Below are 18,072 nucleotides of genomic sequence, written 5' to 3' on the forward strand. Positions count from 1 at the left end.
CACACCGCCAGCCCAGCCTGGAGTGGTCCGCAGATTCCATCTGCGCAAAGGTCCTCGAAACACACACCTCTGCGTCCGTCCATCCTCTGCGGTTCTCATCAGCCCTTCTCCCACCAATCACCCTAAAACGAGAACAGATAGCCTGCCGAACACCCGGAATACTGGGGAAAAGGCCTCCCCAGCCGACCACTCCAAAGGTGAGCCCTCAAGGCACGGGCTTTGTCTGATTTTCCGTTTGTTCCGTGTATTCCGGAGGCTGCCATCTCCGTCTCTAGGATCACCGCATCCTCGGGAAACGACGATGGTCACTCCTGCCCATCGACCAGCGCCCGCCCCTCATTCGTCATTCCTCATTCTGATTTCGTCATTCCCTACCCCGCAATCACCGCCGCACGCGCATTCTCCTCCGCACCCGTCTTCTCCAGGTAGTAGTCATAGTCCCCCGCATACGCCGTCACCTTCCCCTCATTGATGTGCAGCACCTTCGTCGCCAGCGACCGGATGAAGTGCACGTCATGGCTGATGAACACCAGCGTCCCCTCAAACTTCTGCAGCGCCAGGATCAGCCCCTCGATCGCCCAGATGTCCAGGTGCGTCGTCGGCTCGTCCATCAGCAGCAGGTTCGGCGGGTCCACCAGAAACTTCACCAGGTTCACCCGGCTCTTCTCCCCCCCGCTCAGCACCCGGCACTTCTTGTGCACATCCTCACGCTTGAAAAGAAAGCTCCCCAGGATGCTCCGCGCCTCATCCTCCCGCAGCTCCGGAGACACCCGCTTCAGCTCCTCCAGCACACTGCAGTCCGGGTCCAAAGTATCCGCCCGGTGCTGAGAAAAATACCCCAGCTTCACATTCGTCCCCAGCTTCCGCTCACCCTTCTGAAAAGGCACCTCCCCCGCTAGAATCTTCACCAGCGTTGATTTGCCCGCCCCGTTCGGCCCCACCAGCACCGTCCGCTCCCCGCGCTCCACCTCCAGGTCCAGCCCCCGGTACACCTGCTTCGTCCCATACGCCTGGTAAATGTCCGTCAGCGCGATCAAGCGCTGCCCGCTCCGCTGCGGCTGCGGAAAGTTAAAGCGGAAGCCCTTCCGCAGCGGCCGCGGCTTCTCCAGCTTCTCCATCTTCGCCAGTTGCTTCTCACGGCTCTGCGCCTGAGACGCCTTCGACGCCACCGACCTGAACCGGTCAATGAAATCCTGGATCTGCTCGATCTCCTTCTGCTGGTTCTTGTACGCCTGCATCGCCCGCTCCCAGTTCTCCTCCCGCTGCTTCAGGTACTCACTGTAGTTCCCCTGGTAGGCGATCAGCTTGCTCTCCTCGATCTCATACACCTGCTGCACCAGCTCATCCATGAAGTCACGGTCATGCGAAATGATCAGCAGCGCCCCCGGATAGTTCTTCAGGTAATTCCGGAACCACATCAGCGAAAGCAGGTCCAGGTGATTCGTCGGCTCATCCAGCAGCAGCAGATCCGGCTCCATCACCAGCAGCCGCGTCATATGCGCCCGCATCACCCACCCCCCGCTAAACTCCTTCGCCCGCCTTGAGAAATCCTCCTCCTTATACCCCAGACCCTTCAGAATCCGCTTCGCCTTCGCCTCCGTCTGCGGGTCCTGCAGCGCATCATGCTTCGCATGCGCCTCGAAATACTCCGGGCTCGAAACATCCCCCGCCGCCTCAAACGCGCTCAGCGCCTTCTCCAGCGCCTCAATCTCCCCCGCCTTCCCCGTCGCCACCTCCAGCACCGTCTCATCCCCCACCGGCTCGCTCTCCTGCGGCAGAAATCCCACCGTCGTCCACTCATCCCGGATCACCTCCCCCGCATCCGCCGTATCCGTCTTCAAAATCAGCGAAAACAGCGTCGACTTCCCCGCCCCATTCGGCCCCACCAGCGCCACCCGCTCCCCATAGTTGATCGTCATCGACGCAGCACTAAACAGCGTCCGCGCATTAAAAGTCTTGGTGACATCACGAATCGTAAGCATGGCAGGAAAAAGGAAAAAAGGGAGCAGACCAGCTACCCCACACCACGCCACTTGCAAGGCCAAGCATGCCCCACTCCCGTGACTCCCTGCGCCCGCGCACAGCGTAAAGGTAGGGCGGTTGGTCCTCCAACCGCCGACGAACGTCCCCAAGTTCCCTCTTCGGAAATCAGCTTCGGAATTCGCCAGGAGCGCTCCGCCACAAAGACATCGGTCCAGGAAAGCCCAGCGCGGCGTGGCCCGCACTCTCCGAGTGCGGTTCCCCGTCAGCCAGCACCAAAGGTGCGTCCTATCGCAGCCCAGGGCAACGCCCTGGGATATGCGGAACGCAAAGCCGGAGCCCTGAAAGGGCGGCCTAATTCACGTCACACACGTGAACAAACAACGGGCAAGGCACCTTGCTCTGTTACCTCTTAGCGAAAGGAAACATCGAATCCCTCCGTCGCATGGAGCAAAACAACAGCGGCGACCACCTCCACTTCTTTGAAATCCCCTCTAGCCACCCTTTTCCACGCCATCCGTACCTCCCTTCACCTCCTGAGGGCGGCCTGACTTTCTCCTCGCCAAAGCCCCGCGCCGAGCTTGGGTGCAGGCGCTGATTTCTTCCGCGCCATGGCAGACAAACGCTTCCGCATCGCCTTCTCCTTCACGGGAGACAAACGCCCCTTTGTGGAGCAAACGGCGGAGCTGCTGGCGAAGACGTTTGGAAAGGATGGCATTCTCTACGACAAGTATCATGAGGCGGAGTTTGCGCGCAATGACCTGAGCATCTACCTGCCTCAGCTTTACAATGAGCACGCCGAACTCATCGTGGTGGTGGTTTGCCCGAAATACGACGAAAAGGAATGGACCGGCCTGGAGTGGCTGGCCGTTCACGATCTGCTGCAGCAGCGTGAGCGCGAGAGGGTGCTGTTCAGCCGTTTTGACAAATCCAAGGTGGCCGGACTGTTCCGTGGCGCGGGTTACATCGAACTCGACGAAAAAACACCCGAGCAGTTTGTCACCCTCATTTTGGAACGGCTCGCGCTGAATGCGAAGCTGCCCAGGGATCATTACACGAGCGGGGCGCAGGCGAGTCGCACAACCGCGAATCCCCCCTCCAACCTCCCCGGCGGCTACATCGGCCAGCCGTTTGTGGGAAGAGAAACCTTTCTGCAGGACCTGCGCTCTTCGCTGCTGAAGCAGTCGCAGGGCACGCATGCCACGACCATCACGCAGGTGCAGCGGCCTGCAGCCACGGTGACGGAGGGGCTGGGCGGTCTGGGCAAGACGCATGCGGCCGTGGAGTACGCGCACCGGCACCGCGCCGACTACACGGCGCTGCTCTTTGCTCGTGGCGATTCCCCAGAGCGGCTACAGAGCAGCCTCGCCGCCCTGTGCGAAGTGCGTGGGCTGGGTCTCGCAGACGATCTCCCGCCGGATGAAGAGGCGCGCGCGGGCATCGCCCTCCACTGGCTGGTCACGCATTCCGGCTGGCTGCTCATCGTGGACAATGTGGATGACGAAGCCACCGCCCAGGCCCTGACCGCGCACTTTGACCAGCTCCGCAGCGGCCACGTCCTCATCACCTCCCGGCTCAAGCTCTGGCCGCTCCACGTGCATGCGCTCGATCTCTCCGTCCTCAGCCCCGCAGACGCCACCGCCCTCCTGCTGCAGCTCACCGACAATCACCGTCGCAAAGCCGACGACGACCCCGCCCAGGCCCTTACCCTCGCCACTCTCATGGACGGCCTGCCCCTGGCCCTGCATCAGGCCGCCGGATACATCAATGAGCAGATCTGCACCCTCGATCAATATGTGACGACCTACCAGAAAGAAGCAGCCAATCTCCTCAACTGGTTCAGCAGCCACACCATTTCCTACGAGCGTCCCGACAAACTCGCCCCACGCCCCGTCCTCATCACCTGGAAAACCAGCTTTGACCAGCTCTCCGCAGACGCACGCCGCTGGCTCCTCGTCTTTTCCCACTTCAAACCCCCGAGCCCACGGGGAAAAATGGGGTCAGGGTGCAAAAAATTGACAAAACAAGCCGCCTTTTTCAGAAACTCCTCTCTGCGTCTTTCCAATCTCTCTCCGCCCTCCGTAGCTTTAGCGAAGGATGGATAGCGAAAGTGGATAGCAAGGGTGGGCTGTCCAAATCTCCGGCCATTCCTTTGCCAAAAAACAGCGTCCCCTTTTTCGCACGGCTTCTGCCCTTACCCTCCGTCCCACAATCAAGCCGCCTTGAGTTCCAGTGCTCTGCGGTTGATAAAGAGGCCCCTTGAGATCAAGGCTGCCGGTGGCGTATAAGAAGGCGGCACAGCGCCAAAAATCGGCAGAAACCCATGAGCAAAAACAAACCAACTCCCGGCGGTCGTTCCAAAAAGAACACCGTCCCCTCGCTGGTTCGTTCCTCGGCTGCCGAGTACCTCACCTTTGTGGCTGCCAGCGGCCAGGGCGGCGTGGAGGCCGTGTATGCCGATGAGAATGTCTGGCTCACCCAGAAAATGATGGGACTGCTCTACGATGTCGAAACCCACACCATCAACTACCACCTGAAAAAGGTGTTTTCAGACAGTGAGCTAACCGAGGATTCAGTTATTCGAAATTTTCGAATAACTGCCGCCGACGGCAAAACCTACGACACCCAGCACTACCACCTCGCCGCCATCATCGCCGTCGGCTACAAGGTCAACTCGGAACGTGCCGTCCAGTTCCGCAAATGGGCCTCCGGCATCATCGAATCCTTCACCATCAAGGGCTTTGCCATGGACGACGAGCGTCTGAAAAACGACGGCTCCATCCTCGGCAAAAAATACTTTGAGGAGCAGCTCCAGCGCATCCGCGAAATCCGCCTCAGCGAGCGCAAGTTCTACCAGAAAATCACCGACATCTACGCCACCGCCATCGACTACGATGTCACCGCCGCAGCCACTCAGCGCTTCTTTGCCACCGTGCAAAACACTGCTCGGCGCGATAGCGCATTCCAGCGGCGAAGCCTGGATGCAGAGCCCGCGCAGCGGGATAACCTCCATTGGGCCATCCACGGACACACCGCCGCCGAGGTCATCGTCTCCCGTGCAGATGCGGCCAAAACCCACATGGGCCTGACCACCTGGAAAGACGCCCCCGCCGGTAAAATTCAGAAGTTCGATGTCAGCGTGGCGAAAAACTACCTCACCGAAAACGAAATGGCGCAGTTGCAACGCCTCGTCTCCGCCTACCTCGATGTGGCCGAAGACATGGCGTTGCGGCAGATTCCCATGACCATGCAGGACTGGGAAACCCGCCTCAACCGCTTCATCGCCGCGACCGACCGGGAAATTTTGCAGGATGCCGGCAAAGTGACTGCCGAAATCGCCCAAGCCCACGCGGAAAGTGAATTTGAAAAATACCGCATCGTGCAAGATCGCCTGTTCGAATCCGACTTCGACCGGATGATCAAAACCCTGCCCGAAAAAGGTGCCGCGCCCCAGCTTTAGCAAATGAGTAGGGACAAAATAAGGTCCCTTCACAAGCTCCGTGCCCACACTCCTCAACGACGGCAAACTCCCCCAAGCATCCAGGCTCTCGCCACGCCCACGCTCCAGGCCGCAGCAAAAGCCACCGGCGGCCGGCAGCAGCCACGGCCCCTTCTCACCCTCCGCCCGTCGCCCCTGCGCAGGCTCGGAACCCCTTCGAGAACTCCCCAAGCCACCCTCAAACGCCCTCCACCTCATCTCCCCCGCCGCATGCACGCACCCGCCACCCAGGCCGCAAAGCAGCACCACCAGAGCGAACGCCTGACCCAGCAGCGACCTCATCCCCGACGCCCTGGGCCCACCGCTGAAACAAACCAAATCAGACAAGTTCATGAGAAACCCATTGGGCCCGGTCCCCCAAATGCAAGCAATCAAATAAATTTTTCTGGTATGACGTGGTTTGATCCACCGCCCAGCCCTCTCTGCGTTCTCCAAATCTCCGCGGTGCAAGATTGCCCCTCCGGAAAAATCTTTTTGCCCTTTCCCCTCATTCATCCCCACCACACCGAAAGCCCTCAGGATGGGATCAAGAAAGCGCACGCAGCCCCGCGCCTCTCCATGCATCAAGAATCAAAAATCAAGAATCAAGGCAGGCTGAAAAGGGCGTGTTGAAACAACCTCGCCCCCCATCAGCCGCCATTCAGCTCAACCGCCGCAAGCCGCAGCGCAGGGCCCCATCCTCAGTAGCCACGATAGTAGCCGTTCGGATAGTAGGCAGGCCCCCCGCGGTAGGGCTGGTTGTAATACGGCCCGTTGTTATATGGACCATAGCCAGCGTTATAATACCGCCGTTGGTCCTGCGCGTTGCCCATCGCATTGCCAGCCAGCGCTCCCAGGCCCGCGCCAATCGCCGCGCCTTCCAGGCCGCGACCACTCTGACTGCCAATGATGCCGCCAGCCGCCGCCCCGCCTAGGCCACCGAGCACAGAACCAGTCTGGGCGCCCGGCCCCGTAGCGCAGGAAGCCAGAGAAATCACCGCCATCGCGTTAAGAATCAATGTTTTCATAAAGGTGTAGGGTTTGAAGTTCGAACAACGCCAAGGCGCTGCCCTCAGCCGCAAATTCGGACCCCGCCCCCACCCCGGTCGTATTTCCGCCCCCCACCGATAACCACGAAAGGCCTCCCCCTGACCACTCCCCATCAGCCCAAACAACTCACCCGTGCACAGAAGAACAGCGCATCCCTCCTTCAAAGGCCCCCTCCCCCAAGCGCTCCCCCCCGCTTCCCCCACCCGTTAAGAAGCGGCCCCTTAAACCGCCGCAACTCCCGCCAAACCACCGCAAACCATTGCCAACTCAACCTCCGCCCCCCCGCGGCAAAATCAAACGTCCCACCACCCCCATCTCACCCCACACCCCTTCTCCCCCTGTTAACGTCTCAACCACTGCAAACACCAGCAAACCCTCGCCAACCAAGAACCAAGAACCAAGAACCAAGAACCAAGAACAGCGAACCGAGAACAGCGAACCAAGAACTATCTAGGCGCCACCACCACCCGCGGCTTGTGCTCAGTGAGAATTTTGGACAAAGGAACCTCAACGGCGTTTTCGCGCCCGAGGAATTCGAGAAGAATCCGCACCCGCTCCACCCCCGTCAGCATCGCATTCACGATCCCCTTCATCCCTCGCATCGGCCCCTCCGTCAGCTCCACCGTGTCCCCCACCTTCACCCCCACCTCCACCTCGCAGATCTCCTTGTCCTTCATCTCCGCCTTCAGCTCCTCGATCGCCGAGTCCGGCACCGAAGTCAGATTGCCCCCAAAATCCACCACCTTGATCACACTCTGCGAGTAGTTCACCGCCCGCATCGACTCCGCCGGCACAAACCGCGCAAAAAAGTAGCTCGGAAACAGCGCCTCGACGAACCACACCTTCCCCCGCCGCGTGTTCTTCTGAAAGCGGATCCGCGGGCAGTACGTCTCCACCCCCTCCAGCCCCCCCATCAGCGAAGCCGCGATGTGTTCGCACTTCGGACGCGTATGCACCACGTACCAGGCCTGGATGTTCTCTTTCTTCTCTTTCTCTTTCATGCGGAGCTCCCACCAAACTGCCCCACCCCACCGCCGAGGCAACCACCATTCGCGATCATTCGCGGATATTCGTCTGGTCTGAGTACGTAGTTCGGGCTTTAGCCCGTTCTGGAAGCCCCGCATCATCCAAAACTCACAACCAGCCCGCGCGGATATTGGAGCACCGGGTTCGCTTCGCGGCTTCGCAGCAGCCGGAATCTGGAAGCTCCCTTCGCACAAGCGGCTCCCAAACAAGCCCCCAAGTGACTCCCCGTTCCCCAAACAGCCGCAACTCTCCACGACACCCACCTCAAGAACACACACAGACCCTCATCTCTGCGGTCTTCTCATCTCTCGCGGTGCAAAAATCCGTCCCCCCCCTCCGCCTCAAAGTCCGGCCAACCACTGCAAACAATCGCCAACAACAGCAAACCACCGCCAGCTTCCCCTTCGAACAACGCATTTGCTTCCCCGCCCCCCCTGCGCCACCTGTGCAGCCCCTTTTCCCCAGCATGTTTCCAGACCTCTACGACTACCTCTACCACCTGGCACCCACCGGCGGCATCCCGCTCAAGGGCACCGGCATCGTCGTCGCCCTGGCCCTCATCCTCAGCCACGGCTGGGCCCTCAAAAACACCGCCAAAACCCAGGCCTTCCTCAAAACCTTCCCCCGCGACTACAAATGGGGCGCCATCCTCCTCACCATCGGCTTCCTCTGGGCCGAGTTCGCCCTCGTCAACATGGACATGGGCGAGTTCTTCAACATGCGCCGCATCTTCATGATGATCGTCGCCGGCGCCTACGTCGCCGTCCTCATCTACGTGAAGGAATTCCTCGCCGTCCGCGCCCTAGGCTCCCTCCTCCTCCTCATCGCCGGCCCCGTCCTCACCGCCGCCTTTCTGCAGCCCCCCGCCAGCCGCGTCCTCCTGCCCATCCTCGCCTACATCTGGATCATCGTCGGCATGTTCTTCATCGGCATGCCCTTCCTCATGCGCGACTGGGTGAACTGGTTCCTCGCCAAACCCCAGCGCTGGACCCTCGCCGTTTACAGCGGCATCACCTACGGCATCGTCCTCCTCGCCTGCGCCATCCTTTTCTACTGATCAGCAACCGCCACTGCCCTCTGCCTTCCTGATCACTGCCAACCGCCCACTGGCTACTGATTACGGATTACTGATTACCGATGAAGCCCCAGCCCCGCGTCCTCGTCATCCGCGGCGGCGCCATCGGCGACTTCATCCTCACCCTCCCAGCCCTTCGCCTCCTGCGCGAAACCATCCCCGGCTGCCATCTCGAAGTCCTCGGCTACCCCGCCATCGCCGAGCTCGCCCGCACCGCCGGCCTCGCCGACTCCATCCGCAGCCTCGAGCACCGCACCATGGCCCCGCTGTTCGCCAAAACAGCCCCCATCGACGAAGCCCTCGCCGAACACCTCCGCAGCTTCAATCTCGTCGTCTCCTTCCTCTACGACCCCGACGGCCACTTCCGCGCCAGCATGGAGCGCATCGGCGTCAAGACCCTCATCGAGTGCTCCCCCCTCGTAAAGCCCGAAGGCCCCCACGCCTCCCGCCAGCTCGCCCAGGGCCTCGAAAAGCTCGCCATGTTCCTCGAAGACGAGCACCTCCACCGCGCCCACTTCCCCCACCACCCCGCCCCACACCCCCGCATCGCCATCCACCCCGGCAGCGGCTCCGAAAAAAAGAACTGGCCCCTCCAAAACTGGCAGCAAGTCGCCGCCACCTTCCCCCACGCCGAAATCATCTACATCACCGGCGAAGCCGAAGCCGAGCGCCACATCCACCCCACCGGCCACACCCTCTGGCACTCCCTCCCGCTCCCCGAACTCGCCGCCCGCCTCGCCACCTGCACCGCCTTCCTCGGCCATGACAGCGGCATCTCCCATCTCGCCGCCGCATGCGGCGTCCCATCCCTCCTGCTGTTCGGCCCCACCGACCCCGCCATCTGGGCCCCGCCGCAGCCCTGGATCCGGTTTTTGCGGAATCCGACACATTCAATCGGCGATCTGTGCGTCGAAGAAGTGAATTTGGCCGCCGCGCAAGTTGTTGCGAAATCGTAACGTGCTAGCTTCCTCAAAAATCATGTCTGACGCTCTTCACACCGCCGCCCGCATCAAAGCCTTCCTCATCCTCGGCGCCCCCGGCAGTGGGAAGGGCACGCAGGGAAAGGTCCTCGGTTCCATCCCACGCTTCCACCACCTCGCCTGCGGCGATGTCTTCCGTTCCCTCGACACCCGCACACCCATCGGCCAGAAGTTCGTCGAATACTCCAGCCGCGGTGAACTCGTACCCGATGACGTCACCGTGCAGCTCTGGCACGCAAACCTGAAGCAGCGCATCGATGCTCATCAGTTCAAGCCTGAGATCGACTTCCTGGTGCTCGATGGCATCCCGCGCAATGTGGAGCAGGCCAAGTTCATGGAGCCGCACATTGAAGTGCTGAAAGTGTTTCATCTGTCCTGCCCGGACCGCACCGAACTGGCCCGCCGCCTGCGCAAGCGCGCGCTGAAGGACAACCGCTTTGACGATGCGAACGAGGCCGTGATCCAGCAGCGCTTTGCCACGTACGAGGCGGAGACGAAGCCGATCCTGGACCATTACGGCAGCGACCTCGTGTTCGGCATTGATGCCAGCCAGGCGCCGGCCAAAGTTTTGTATGACATCCTCGGCGGCGTCATGCAGCTCAAGGAATGGAAGGAACTGGAAAAGATGAAGGTGTAGCCGGCGCGATGCGTGTTCTGTTCATTGGCACCGGCGACATCGGCCTCCCATCCCTGGAGTGGCTGCTTGAAACGCCGAAGCACGAAGTGGTGGGCGTCGTCACCCAGCCTGACAAGCCCGTGGGGCGCAAGCAGGTGCTCACCCCGCCTCAGGTCAAAGTGCGCGCGCAGGCGGCGGGCATCACGGTCATCCAGCCGCTGAAGATCCGGCACGCAGTGGAAGACCTGAGAGCCTTTGGCGCTGATGTCGCCGTGGTGGTTGCCTATGGCCAGATTTTGTCGCGCGCCGTGCTGGATGTGCCGCCGCTCGGCTGCCTGAATGTGCATACTTCTTTGCTGCCGCGTCATCGTGGCGCAGCACCGATCCAGGCGGCGATCCGTGATGGTGACACGGAGACGGGAGTCACGATCATGTTCATGGATGAAGGACTCGATACCGGCGACATCCTGCTGATGAAGCGCATGCCGATCGCTGATGACGACACCGGCGGCAGTCTGCATGACAAGCTGGCACTGGCGGCCCCCGCAGCGCTGGAGGAGGCGCTGGATCTCCTCGCCACTGGAAATCCACCTCGTGAAAAGCAGGATGAATCCCGCGTCACTCATGTGCGCAAACTGACGCGACAGGATGGGCGCCTCGACTGGTCGCGTACGGCCGTTGAGCTGAGCCGTCTGATTCGTGCGTTTACGCCATGGCCTGGCACGTCCTGCATGTTCAAAGACACGCAGATGAAAATCCACAAGGCTGAGGTGCTTGCAGATGCCGATACGTGCCCCGTGCCGGGCACGATTGTGAGTGCGAATGCAGACGGCATTCTCGTGAGCTGCGGCAAGGGCCTGCTCAATCTGCGCGAGGTGCAAATCGAAGGCGGCAGGCGTCTGCCTGCCGCCGACTTTTTGCGCGGTCACCCGCTGCAGGCGGGTGATGTGCTGGGCTGATCCGTCTATTCCTGCAGGAAGACGAAGACGCCTTTCTTGTTGCCGACCACGACGTCCATCTTGCCGTCCTTGTTCACATCTCCGGTGGTGACCTGGGTGCCGACGCCGCTGTTGTCGTCGATCTGATGAGGAATGAACTTCGCTTCCTTGCCATCGCGTTTGATTTCAAACCAGTAGAGCACGGGAGCAGCGTTGGGTTCATCATCCTTGAGCGGACCGTGGGCCCAGCGGCGCTTTCCGGTGACGACGTCCATGATGCCGTCGCCATTCATGTCGGCCAGCTGCATGGCGTGAAGCTGGCTGAATTTGACGCCCACGGGGCTTTCCTCCACCGTGGCGCCCATGAGCTTGTGTTCCGCAAAGGCACCGTCAGCCTTTTGCTCAAACCAGCCGAATCCGTAGCCATGGGCGTCGTAGCTGCTGATCACATCGTTGCGTCCGTCGCCGTTCACATCATAGACGAGGATGAAGGAGCCGCCACGGCCGCCTGCCACGGTGAAGAGCTGCGGGTGGAAGACCCAGTCGCTGTCGGCCTTGGTGTCGGCAGGCTGTTCGCGCCAGCCTTCCTTGTCCAGGATGTCGGGGCGGCCGTCGCCATTCACATCGCCCACGCCATAGCCGTGGGTGTAGCGGAAGTATTTTTTGTCGTTCTCCGGAGACTTGGGGGAGATGGGGCGGAAGCGTGCTTTGCCAAAGGGATTGCTCCAGTCGATCTCGGCGTAGCCAAGCTGACCATTGGTGTGGCAGATGAGCTCCGGCTTGCCGTCGCCGTTCACGTCTTTGAAATCGGGGGACTCATTGTCGGTGACTTCAAAGATGGTGTGGCGCTTCCATTCGCCGCCCTTGTTCTGCGGATTTTCAAACACCCAGGTCTCCTTGCCCGGCCAGGAGTAGGCCAGGATGTCGCTCCAGCCGTCGCCGTTGAAGTCGTAGGTGTAGGTGAGGAAGAAGTCGCTGTAGCCCTTGGCAGGATCGTAGGGTTCCTTTTCGAACTTGGGTGCGAACTCCACACGCTCCTTAAATTCCGGTCCCTTCCAGATGAAGCGGCCGGAGCAGACGTCGTTCTGACCATCGTGATCGAAGTCTGCAAAGTGCGCGCCTTCCGCCACGAACTCCTCGGTGAGCGTGTACTTTTTGAACTTCAAATCGGCCGCGGAAAGTGGAAGCGCGAGCAGCAGGGCAGGGATGAGCAGTTTGGTCATGGTGAGAGGGAAGGAACAGAGGGAAGACGGAGGTTCTTGCAGGCAGCAGTTGTTTGCAAAATCAATCCTTGGGCATACACTGCCATTATGTCTTCCGTAAGTGAAATTCAATCTGCCATCTCCCAGCTCACGCTGGAGGAAAGAGGTGTGCTGGAGACTTGGTGGCGTTCGCAACCGGGCGCAAGGCTGCGTAAAGCCGTGGCGGATGCCTGGGCCGGGACGGAGGGAGTTCCAGCAGAGGTCAGGCATGTCTCCGACCAGCCAGTGGGTGCGGAAACCGTCGCCAGATCACACGAATTGATCCGCAAGCACGGGTGGAATGTCTAATCTGTTCACACTGCGCGAAAGCGAACTTTACGCCTGGCAGGTCTCGAAGCTGGGTGAGGTTGAGAAGATGGATGATGTCCTCGCCGGTCTTCTCTGGGCGATTGCGAGGCTTGCGGATGATTTCCCCATTGTTCCTGGGACTGAACGACTGCGTGTGGCAGAATCCACCCGCTTTCTACGCGATGATGGAACCCCTCTGCGTGTTCGCATCTGGTTCGTGGTCGCTTCGGAACACGACGTGGAGCTGCTCTCCATTGAAGCAGAGCCCAACTAGCCTCAGCCCAGAAACTTCCCGGGATTGAGGATGCCGTTGGGATCCAGGGCGGCTTTGAGGCGGAGGTGCATTTCGTGAGCGGCGGGTGGGATGGCGTCGCGCCACCAGCGTTTTTTGGCGATGCCGATGCCATGCTCGCCGGTGATGGCGCCGTTCCAGGCGATGACCTGGTGGAAGAGTTTATCCAAGGCAACCTCGGCGCGTTCGCGGATGGCGGGGTCGTCCATGGTGGGCACCATGATGTTGACGTGGATGTTGCCATCGCCGGCGTGGCCAAAGGAGGCGACGGGGAAGCCGGTTTCGCTTTGGAGTTGTTCGGCGAAATCCACCAGATCCACGAGGCGACCGCGGGGGACGACGATGTCTTCGTTGAGTTTGATGAGGCCGGTGTTGCGCAGGCTGTAGCTGAATTCGCGGCGCAGTTTCCAGAAAGCTTCGCAGGCTTCATCCCCCATGGCTTGGTTCAGGCAGATGCTGCCGAGGCTGGTGACGAGGCTGGCGAGCTGATCGATCTCGCCTTTCACGGAGTCGGGCTGGCCGTCGATCTCGACGAGGAGGTGGGCATCGCCCTCCGGCGTGACGGAGGCGCCGAGGTATTCGCGCGCGGCGCGCAGGGTGAACTTGTCGGCGATTTCCAGTGCACTGGGCAGAAAGCCGCTGCCGAGGATGCGCTGCACGGCATTGGCGGCCTCTGCGAAGGATTTGAAACCTGCTGAGAGCATCGCACGCATGGGTGGATGCGGGATCAGGCGAAGGGTGGCCTCCGTGACGACGCCGAGCATGCCTTCACTGCCGACCATTAGACCAACGAGGTCGAAGCCGGTTTTGTTTTTGTGGCAGCGGCCACCGGCCTTCACGATGGAGCCGTCTGCCAGCACGGCCTCCAGACCGAGCACGTAGTGGCGTGTGACGCCGTATTTGAGGCAGCGCGGACCGCCGGCATTGGTGGCGATGTTGCCGCCGAGGCTGCATTCTTTGAGCGAGGCCGGGTCAGGCGGATAAAACCAGCCGAGCTTGCGTACTTCGTTTTGCAGATGGCCGGTGATGACGCCGGGCTCGATCACGGCCACGCCGTCCGCCAGGGCGATCTCCTTGATCTTGTTCATGCGCGCCACTGAAAGGGCGATGCCACCCTTCAGCGGAACGCAGCCTCCCACGTAGCCGACCCGCGAACCCTGCGGGGTGACGGGAATGCGGTTCGCATTGGCAAAGCGCAGCACTTCGGAAACTTCGGCGGTGGATTCCGCATGCACGACCACCTCGGGCGGATTGGACGCGAACCACTTGTCCGTGCTGTGCGTGGCGATGTCGGCCTGCGTCACGGAGACGCGCGAGGGACCGAGGAGGGAGATGAGTTGATCGGCGAGGACAGCCATGCGCATTCTTGGGGCCGGATGCCCGGCCTTGCAACTTCATGCCTTGTGCCACATTTGGCGTTCAATCGTCTCCACCGAGGAGGAACTGGAAATCACCGAGGGTGAGGGCCTGGGCGAAATTTTCCTCGCCGAGGATGTCGTTGGCCAGAGAACCCTTCTGTTTTTGAAGCTGGCGGATTTTTTCCTCGATGCTGTTCTTCACGATGAGGCGGTAGGCGAAGACGGTCTGCTGCTGGCCGATGCGGTGGGTGCGGTCGATGGCCTGAGCCTCGACGGCGGGATTCCACCAGGGATCAAACAGGACGACGTAGCTGGCAGCGGTGAGATTGAGTCCGAAGCCGCCGGCCTTGAGGCTGATGAGAAAGATGCCGGGCCCTACGTGCTTCTGAAATTCGCCGACCAGTGTGCCCCGGTCTTCGGTCTGGCCGGTAAGCTTGAAGGACTGCCAGCCGCGCTCCTGAATCTCCGCCTCAATGATGGCGAGCATTTCCACGAACTGGGAGAAGACGAGCACTTTCTGCCCTTCTTCCACGAGGGGTTCCAGCAGCTCCATGAGCGCCGCGACCTTGGCGCTTTCATTCGTGGGTTCGGCGGCTTTTTTGCGGCCTTTTTTAACTTCGGTGGCATCCAGACCGAGCAGGCGTGGGTGGCAGCAGATCTGGCGCAGGCGCAGAAGGCTGGTGAGAATGTTGAAGCGAAGTTTGTCGAGCTGCCTGCTGGTCTCGGCTTTCAGCAGCTCCGCACGAGCCCGTTTGATTTCGGCCTGATACAGGGCGGCCTGGGTGCCTTCCAGCTCAATGAGGAGGTCCTCCTCCACACGATCTGGCAGATCGCGGGCGACTTCGTTTTTGGTGCGGCGCAGCAGGAAGGGGCGGGTGCGTGCGGCGAGGCGGCGGCGGGCCAGCGGGTCGTCCTTGCCGTCAAAGTGTCTGGCAAAAGCGGCGCGGGTGCCGAGCACGCCGGGCATGGCAAAGCCGAAGATGGACCAGAGATCGAGCAGGCGGTTTTCAATGGGCGTACCCGTGAGCGCGAGGCGGTGCCGTGCCCTCAGGCCACAGGCGGCCTGGGCATTTTGGGAGGTGGGATTTTTGATGGCCTGCGCCTCATCGAGGATGATCGCACCCCATTCCACCTGGCGCAGCAGCTCTTCATGGATGCGGAGCTGAGCGTAGTGGATGATGAGGAGGTCTGAGGTGCCTCCAAGGCCGGTCTTGCCAGCGCTGGCACGGTTCCAGACTTCGACTTTGAGCTGGGGAAAGAATCGCTCCACCTCACCGCGCCAGTTGTCCTGCACGGACTTTGGGCAGATGACGAGAAGGGGCTCCTTCACCTGCTGCTCGCTGCGCAACCATGCGATCCAGGTGAGTGTCTGCAAAGTTTTGCCCAGGCCCATGTCGTCTGCCAGCACACCGCCGAAACGGTTGGCGGTGAGGTAGGCCAGGAAATGGAAGCCTTCTGTTTGATAAGGACGCAGCGTGGCGGTGATGCCCTCTGGCAGCGGTGGCGTGACACGGGTCTGGATTTCCTCCACACGCCGCTTCACCTGCGCCACGCGCTCCGCGCTGAGCAGCGTGGTGTCCTTTCCTGCCAGGGCGCCGAGCTGAAGGGCATGGAGGCGCTGCTTCTCCGCGCTGAAGTCGTGCGCCGCGAGGCCGAGGTCGGCGAGCTCCTGCAACTGCGCCTCGCTGAGCTGGTATTCAAGTTTGCGCCAGCCTTTGCCGGAAAGGCGCACCCATTTGCCTTTCGCTTTCAGCAGCAGATCGATTTCGTCCTGGGTCAGGGTGGAATCGCTGACATCAAGGGCGACGCTGAGGTCGAACCAGTCGATGCCGGTTTTGGACTCCTCGATGTCAAGACGCACATGGCCCGCGACTTTACCATCGCGCAGGCTGGCGAGCTCGGCGTCGAGTTCGACAATGATGCCTTGAGGGCGCCGGTCAAGCCAGGCGAGAAAAAGCTCCGGCCAGTCCTTGCCCTGGATGCGTTGTTCGAGCCACTGATCAGCCACCCCGTTGTAAACAAGCTTGAAGGGCCATTGTGCCAGCCACGCGCCGGTGAGGGGCAGAGGAGATGTATCATACTGCACGATTTCGTCAGGGGCAGGGCGGGACGAGGAGTGTCGCGGATTGAGAAACCGGGCAGGGCGAGTCCAGTTTGCGCCGTTCCAGAACTGCACTTCGTTCTCACCGCTGAATTTCGCCTGCGTGTGCGCCCGCAGGTATTCGCTGCTGCTTGAGTGGGGGTAGTGATGGATCTTGCAGCGGATCTCGATCTCCGCGCGAACGATTTTAACGCGGCCTTCGAGGCGCTGGGGCACGGGCACGCCGAGTTTGGCAAGAGCGCTGACGCCCTCTTTTGTTTCCAGAGCCGCGGCTGGAATGCGGACCGGCCAGCGCTGGGCTTCACGCCCGAAGGGCCAGTAATTCACGCTGTGAACCGCCTCATGTGTGACATAGCGCAGGGGGAAGCCTGAGACGATGGCCAGCGGCGGCTGCGGTGTACGGCCTTCGTCATCAAGCAGGCGCAGTTCGTAATCGCCCCCTGCCGCGGCTGGCGGCTTCAGATCCCAGCGCAAAGGCTCCTCCAGAATGGGCAGAGGTTCCCCGGTGGCGGTGACGACGTGGGCTTGAAACAAGTGGGGAGTGGAAAGTAGCTGGCCGAAGCTCCTGGCAAGCGCGCCGGAGAGAGGCGGGATCTCGCTGGCACGAAGGTCTCCGTAATCCTGCAGTGCGGCTCTCAACACCAGATTTGATCCAGCGCTGAGCTGGTTCTGCGGGAGGCTGCCCTGATAAACGGAGGCTCCCCAAAACTGCTTGAGCAGCTTGAGCGTGACCTTGCCGAATTCGGCGTCACCGGGGTGGCGCACCTGGATCTGGACATTCTGGGGATGCAGCATGAGGCGCAGCTCCGGCGCTTCAGTGGCCTGGTCGAACTGCGGCTCCTGCCAGGAGCCCAGACGCTGCTGCCATTCGTCGATTTGTTGGAGGCGTTTCCATTTTTGAATGAGTCGCTCCTGGACGCTGGCGTCCACCAGCCCTGCCAGGCCGTCCGGCATCGTGAGCTTGCAAGATTTCAGCGCCGCGCCCAGGCAGGCAAAGAACTCGGTCTCATCAGCGGGAGGGTGTTTTGGCGGCCAGAGCTGCTGCTGACCGTAGCCCCAGTAAGTTTGCCTGCCGCAGAGATGGAAAAGGTCGGATTGCAGAACGGCACTCAGCCTGCCTGACCACCACGCCTCGACCTGCTGAAGAAATTTTAACTGCGGGGTGGTCAGGGCGATGCCCAGCCGGGCGGCGGCGCGGCCTGCGAAGGAATCCGCGTCCGGCTGGCTGGCGGCAGGTTTGGGTGGCTTCGGTTGTCTGGCCGACCCTGTCTCTGCCACCCGACCACTTACGGCCCAGATCTCAAGCTGCAAGATCAGGGCGACCACGTGCTTGCAGTCCACTTGCTCGCGGCAGGTGCAGCAGGCGTTAAAACCTGAGGCATCAAATTCCAGCCTGACCGCGTGGAGCTCTTCGTCCTGTACCTCGGCCTGAATGACGTCTCGTGCCGGAGACGACACCTGCCGTACGGCCTGCCTCGCAAACATCTGGGCGCCCTGCTTTCTGCTTCGCTTGGTGAAGTACGGCAGGCTTTCAGCAATCAGCGCGCTTTGATGAGCTGTGAGGATGAGACGAGGCGGGACAGACACGACGGGGGGCGTGCAGAATGGAAAGGCGGCACCGCTTGCTC

The 18,072-nt window shown here is 61.2% G+C and carries 13 protein-coding genes; 7 read left to right on the top strand and 6 right to left on the bottom strand.

What is annotated here, in order from left to right:
* Positions 1-371: 371 nt before the first annotated feature.
* Positions 372-1,982 (bottom strand): ABC-F family ATP-binding cassette domain-containing protein, encoded by a 1,611-nt coding sequence (locus ACILSQ_RS07795; protein ID WP_395743036.1) that lies wholly within the window; start codon positions 1,980-1,982, stop codon positions 372-374.
* 609 nt (positions 1,983-2,591) lie between these two features.
* Here ACILSQ_RS07795 and ACILSQ_RS07800 point away from each other — a divergent pair.
* Complete coding sequence (locus ACILSQ_RS07800; protein ID WP_395743037.1) at positions 2,592-4,085, top strand: hypothetical protein; 1,494 nt, start codon at positions 2,592-2,594, stop codon at positions 4,083-4,085.
* Positions 4,086-4,303: 218 nt separating this feature from the next.
* Positions 4,304-5,440, top strand: a complete 1,137-nt coding sequence (locus ACILSQ_RS07805; protein WP_395743038.1) for a virulence RhuM family protein — start codon at positions 4,304-4,306, stop codon at positions 5,438-5,440.
* A 719-nt stretch (positions 5,441-6,159) separates the two neighbouring features.
* Here ACILSQ_RS07805 and ACILSQ_RS07810 read toward each other — a convergent pair.
* On the bottom strand, positions 6,160-6,486 hold the full coding sequence (locus ACILSQ_RS07810; RefSeq protein WP_395743039.1) for a glycine zipper domain-containing protein: 327 nt from the start codon (positions 6,484-6,486) through the stop codon (positions 6,160-6,162).
* A gap of 468 nt (positions 6,487-6,954) precedes the next feature.
* Entirely contained in the window at positions 6,955-7,509 is a 555-nt protein-coding gene (locus ACILSQ_RS07815; protein ID WP_395743040.1) for a transcription termination/antitermination protein NusG, read from the bottom strand.
* 491 nt (positions 7,510-8,000) lie between these two features.
* Here ACILSQ_RS07815 and ACILSQ_RS07820 point away from each other — a divergent pair, with 491 nt between their 5' ends.
* The 4 genes from ACILSQ_RS07820 (at position 8,001) to fmt (ending at position 11,164) form a co-directional block, all read left to right on the top strand.
* The gene (locus ACILSQ_RS07820) at positions 8,001-8,591 is read left to right on the top strand and encodes a hypothetical protein (RefSeq protein ID WP_395743041.1); all 591 of its coding nucleotides are present in this window, start codon (positions 8,001-8,003) and stop codon (positions 8,589-8,591) included.
* Positions 8,592-8,671: 80 nt separating this feature from the next.
* On the top strand, positions 8,672-9,565 hold the full coding sequence (locus tag ACILSQ_RS07825; RefSeq protein WP_395743042.1) for a glycosyltransferase family 9 protein: 894 nt from the start codon (positions 8,672-8,674) through the stop codon (positions 9,563-9,565).
* A gap of 22 nt (positions 9,566-9,587) precedes the next feature.
* Positions 9,588-10,226 (top strand): adenylate kinase family protein, encoded by a 639-nt coding sequence (locus tag ACILSQ_RS07830; protein ID WP_395743043.1) that lies wholly within the window; start codon positions 9,588-9,590, stop codon positions 10,224-10,226.
* A gap of 8 nt (positions 10,227-10,234) precedes the next feature.
* Entirely contained in the window at positions 10,235-11,164 is a 930-nt protein-coding gene (gene fmt, locus ACILSQ_RS07835; protein WP_395743044.1) for a methionyl-tRNA formyltransferase, read from the top strand.
* A 5-nt stretch (positions 11,165-11,169) separates the two neighbouring features.
* On the opposite strand, the gene ACILSQ_RS07840 is transcribed toward fmt, so the two are convergent.
* Entirely contained in the window at positions 11,170-12,366 is a 1,197-nt protein-coding gene (locus ACILSQ_RS07840; protein ID WP_395743045.1) for an FG-GAP repeat domain-containing protein, read from the bottom strand.
* A gap of 319 nt (positions 12,367-12,685) precedes the next feature.
* Here ACILSQ_RS07840 and ACILSQ_RS07845 point away from each other — a divergent pair, with 319 nt between their 5' ends.
* Entirely contained in the window at positions 12,686-12,967 is a 282-nt protein-coding gene (locus ACILSQ_RS07845) for a hypothetical protein (protein ID WP_395743046.1), read from the top strand.
* Between the two features lie 2 nt (positions 12,968-12,969).
* On the opposite strand, the gene ACILSQ_RS07850 is transcribed toward ACILSQ_RS07845, so the two are convergent.
* Both ACILSQ_RS07850 and ACILSQ_RS07855 read right to left on the bottom strand, forming a co-directional pair.
* On the bottom strand, positions 12,970-14,343 hold the full coding sequence (locus ACILSQ_RS07850; protein WP_395743047.1) for an FAD-binding oxidoreductase: 1,374 nt from the start codon (positions 14,341-14,343) through the stop codon (positions 12,970-12,972).
* A gap of 61 nt (positions 14,344-14,404) precedes the next feature.
* Positions 14,405-18,031: an SNF2-related protein gene (locus ACILSQ_RS07855; protein WP_395743048.1), complete on the bottom strand. Its 3,627-nt coding sequence runs from the start codon at positions 18,029-18,031 to the stop codon at positions 14,405-14,407.
* Positions 18,032-18,072: the final 41 nt, after the last annotated feature.

The organism is Prosthecobacter sp., from assembly GCF_044227185.1.
GTDB lineage: Bacteria > Verrucomicrobiota > Verrucomicrobiia > Verrucomicrobiales > Verrucomicrobiaceae > Prosthecobacter.

Excerpts from the sequence above, each read along its gene's own strand:
- ACILSQ_RS07800 (WP_395743037.1), top strand. The coding sequence starts at position 2,592 with ATGGCAGACAAACGCTTCCGCATCGCCTTCTCCTTCACGGGAGACAAA.
- ACILSQ_RS07840 (WP_395743045.1), bottom strand. The coding sequence starts at position 12,366 with ATGACCAAACTGCTCATCCCTGCCCTGCTGCTCGCGCTTCCACTTTCC.
- ACILSQ_RS07805 (WP_395743038.1), top strand. The coding sequence starts at position 4,304 with ATGAGCAAAAACAAACCAACTCCCGGCGGTCGTTCCAAAAAGAACACC.
- ACILSQ_RS07820 (WP_395743041.1), top strand. The coding sequence starts at position 8,001 with ATGTTTCCAGACCTCTACGACTACCTCTACCACCTGGCACCCACCGGC.
- fmt (WP_395743044.1), top strand. The coding sequence starts at position 10,235 with ATGCGTGTTCTGTTCATTGGCACCGGCGACATCGGCCTCCCATCCCTG.
- ACILSQ_RS07845 (WP_395743046.1), top strand. The coding sequence starts at position 12,686 with ATGTCTAATCTGTTCACACTGCGCGAAAGCGAACTTTACGCCTGGCAG.
- ACILSQ_RS07825 (WP_395743042.1), top strand. The coding sequence starts at position 8,672 with ATGAAGCCCCAGCCCCGCGTCCTCGTCATCCGCGGCGGCGCCATCGGC.
- ACILSQ_RS07810 (WP_395743039.1), bottom strand. The coding sequence starts at position 6,486 with ATGAAAACATTGATTCTTAACGCGATGGCGGTGATTTCTCTGGCTTCC.
- ACILSQ_RS07795 (WP_395743036.1), bottom strand. The coding sequence starts at position 1,982 with ATGCTTACGATTCGTGATGTCACCAAGACTTTTAATGCGCGGACGCTG.
- ACILSQ_RS07850 (WP_395743047.1), bottom strand. The coding sequence starts at position 14,343 with ATGGCTGTCCTCGCCGATCAACTCATCTCCCTCCTCGGTCCCTCGCGC.
- ACILSQ_RS07815 (WP_395743040.1), bottom strand. The coding sequence starts at position 7,509 with ATGAAAGAGAAAGAGAAGAAAGAGAACATCCAGGCCTGGTACGTGGTG.
- ACILSQ_RS07830 (WP_395743043.1), top strand. The coding sequence starts at position 9,588 with ATGTCTGACGCTCTTCACACCGCCGCCCGCATCAAAGCCTTCCTCATC.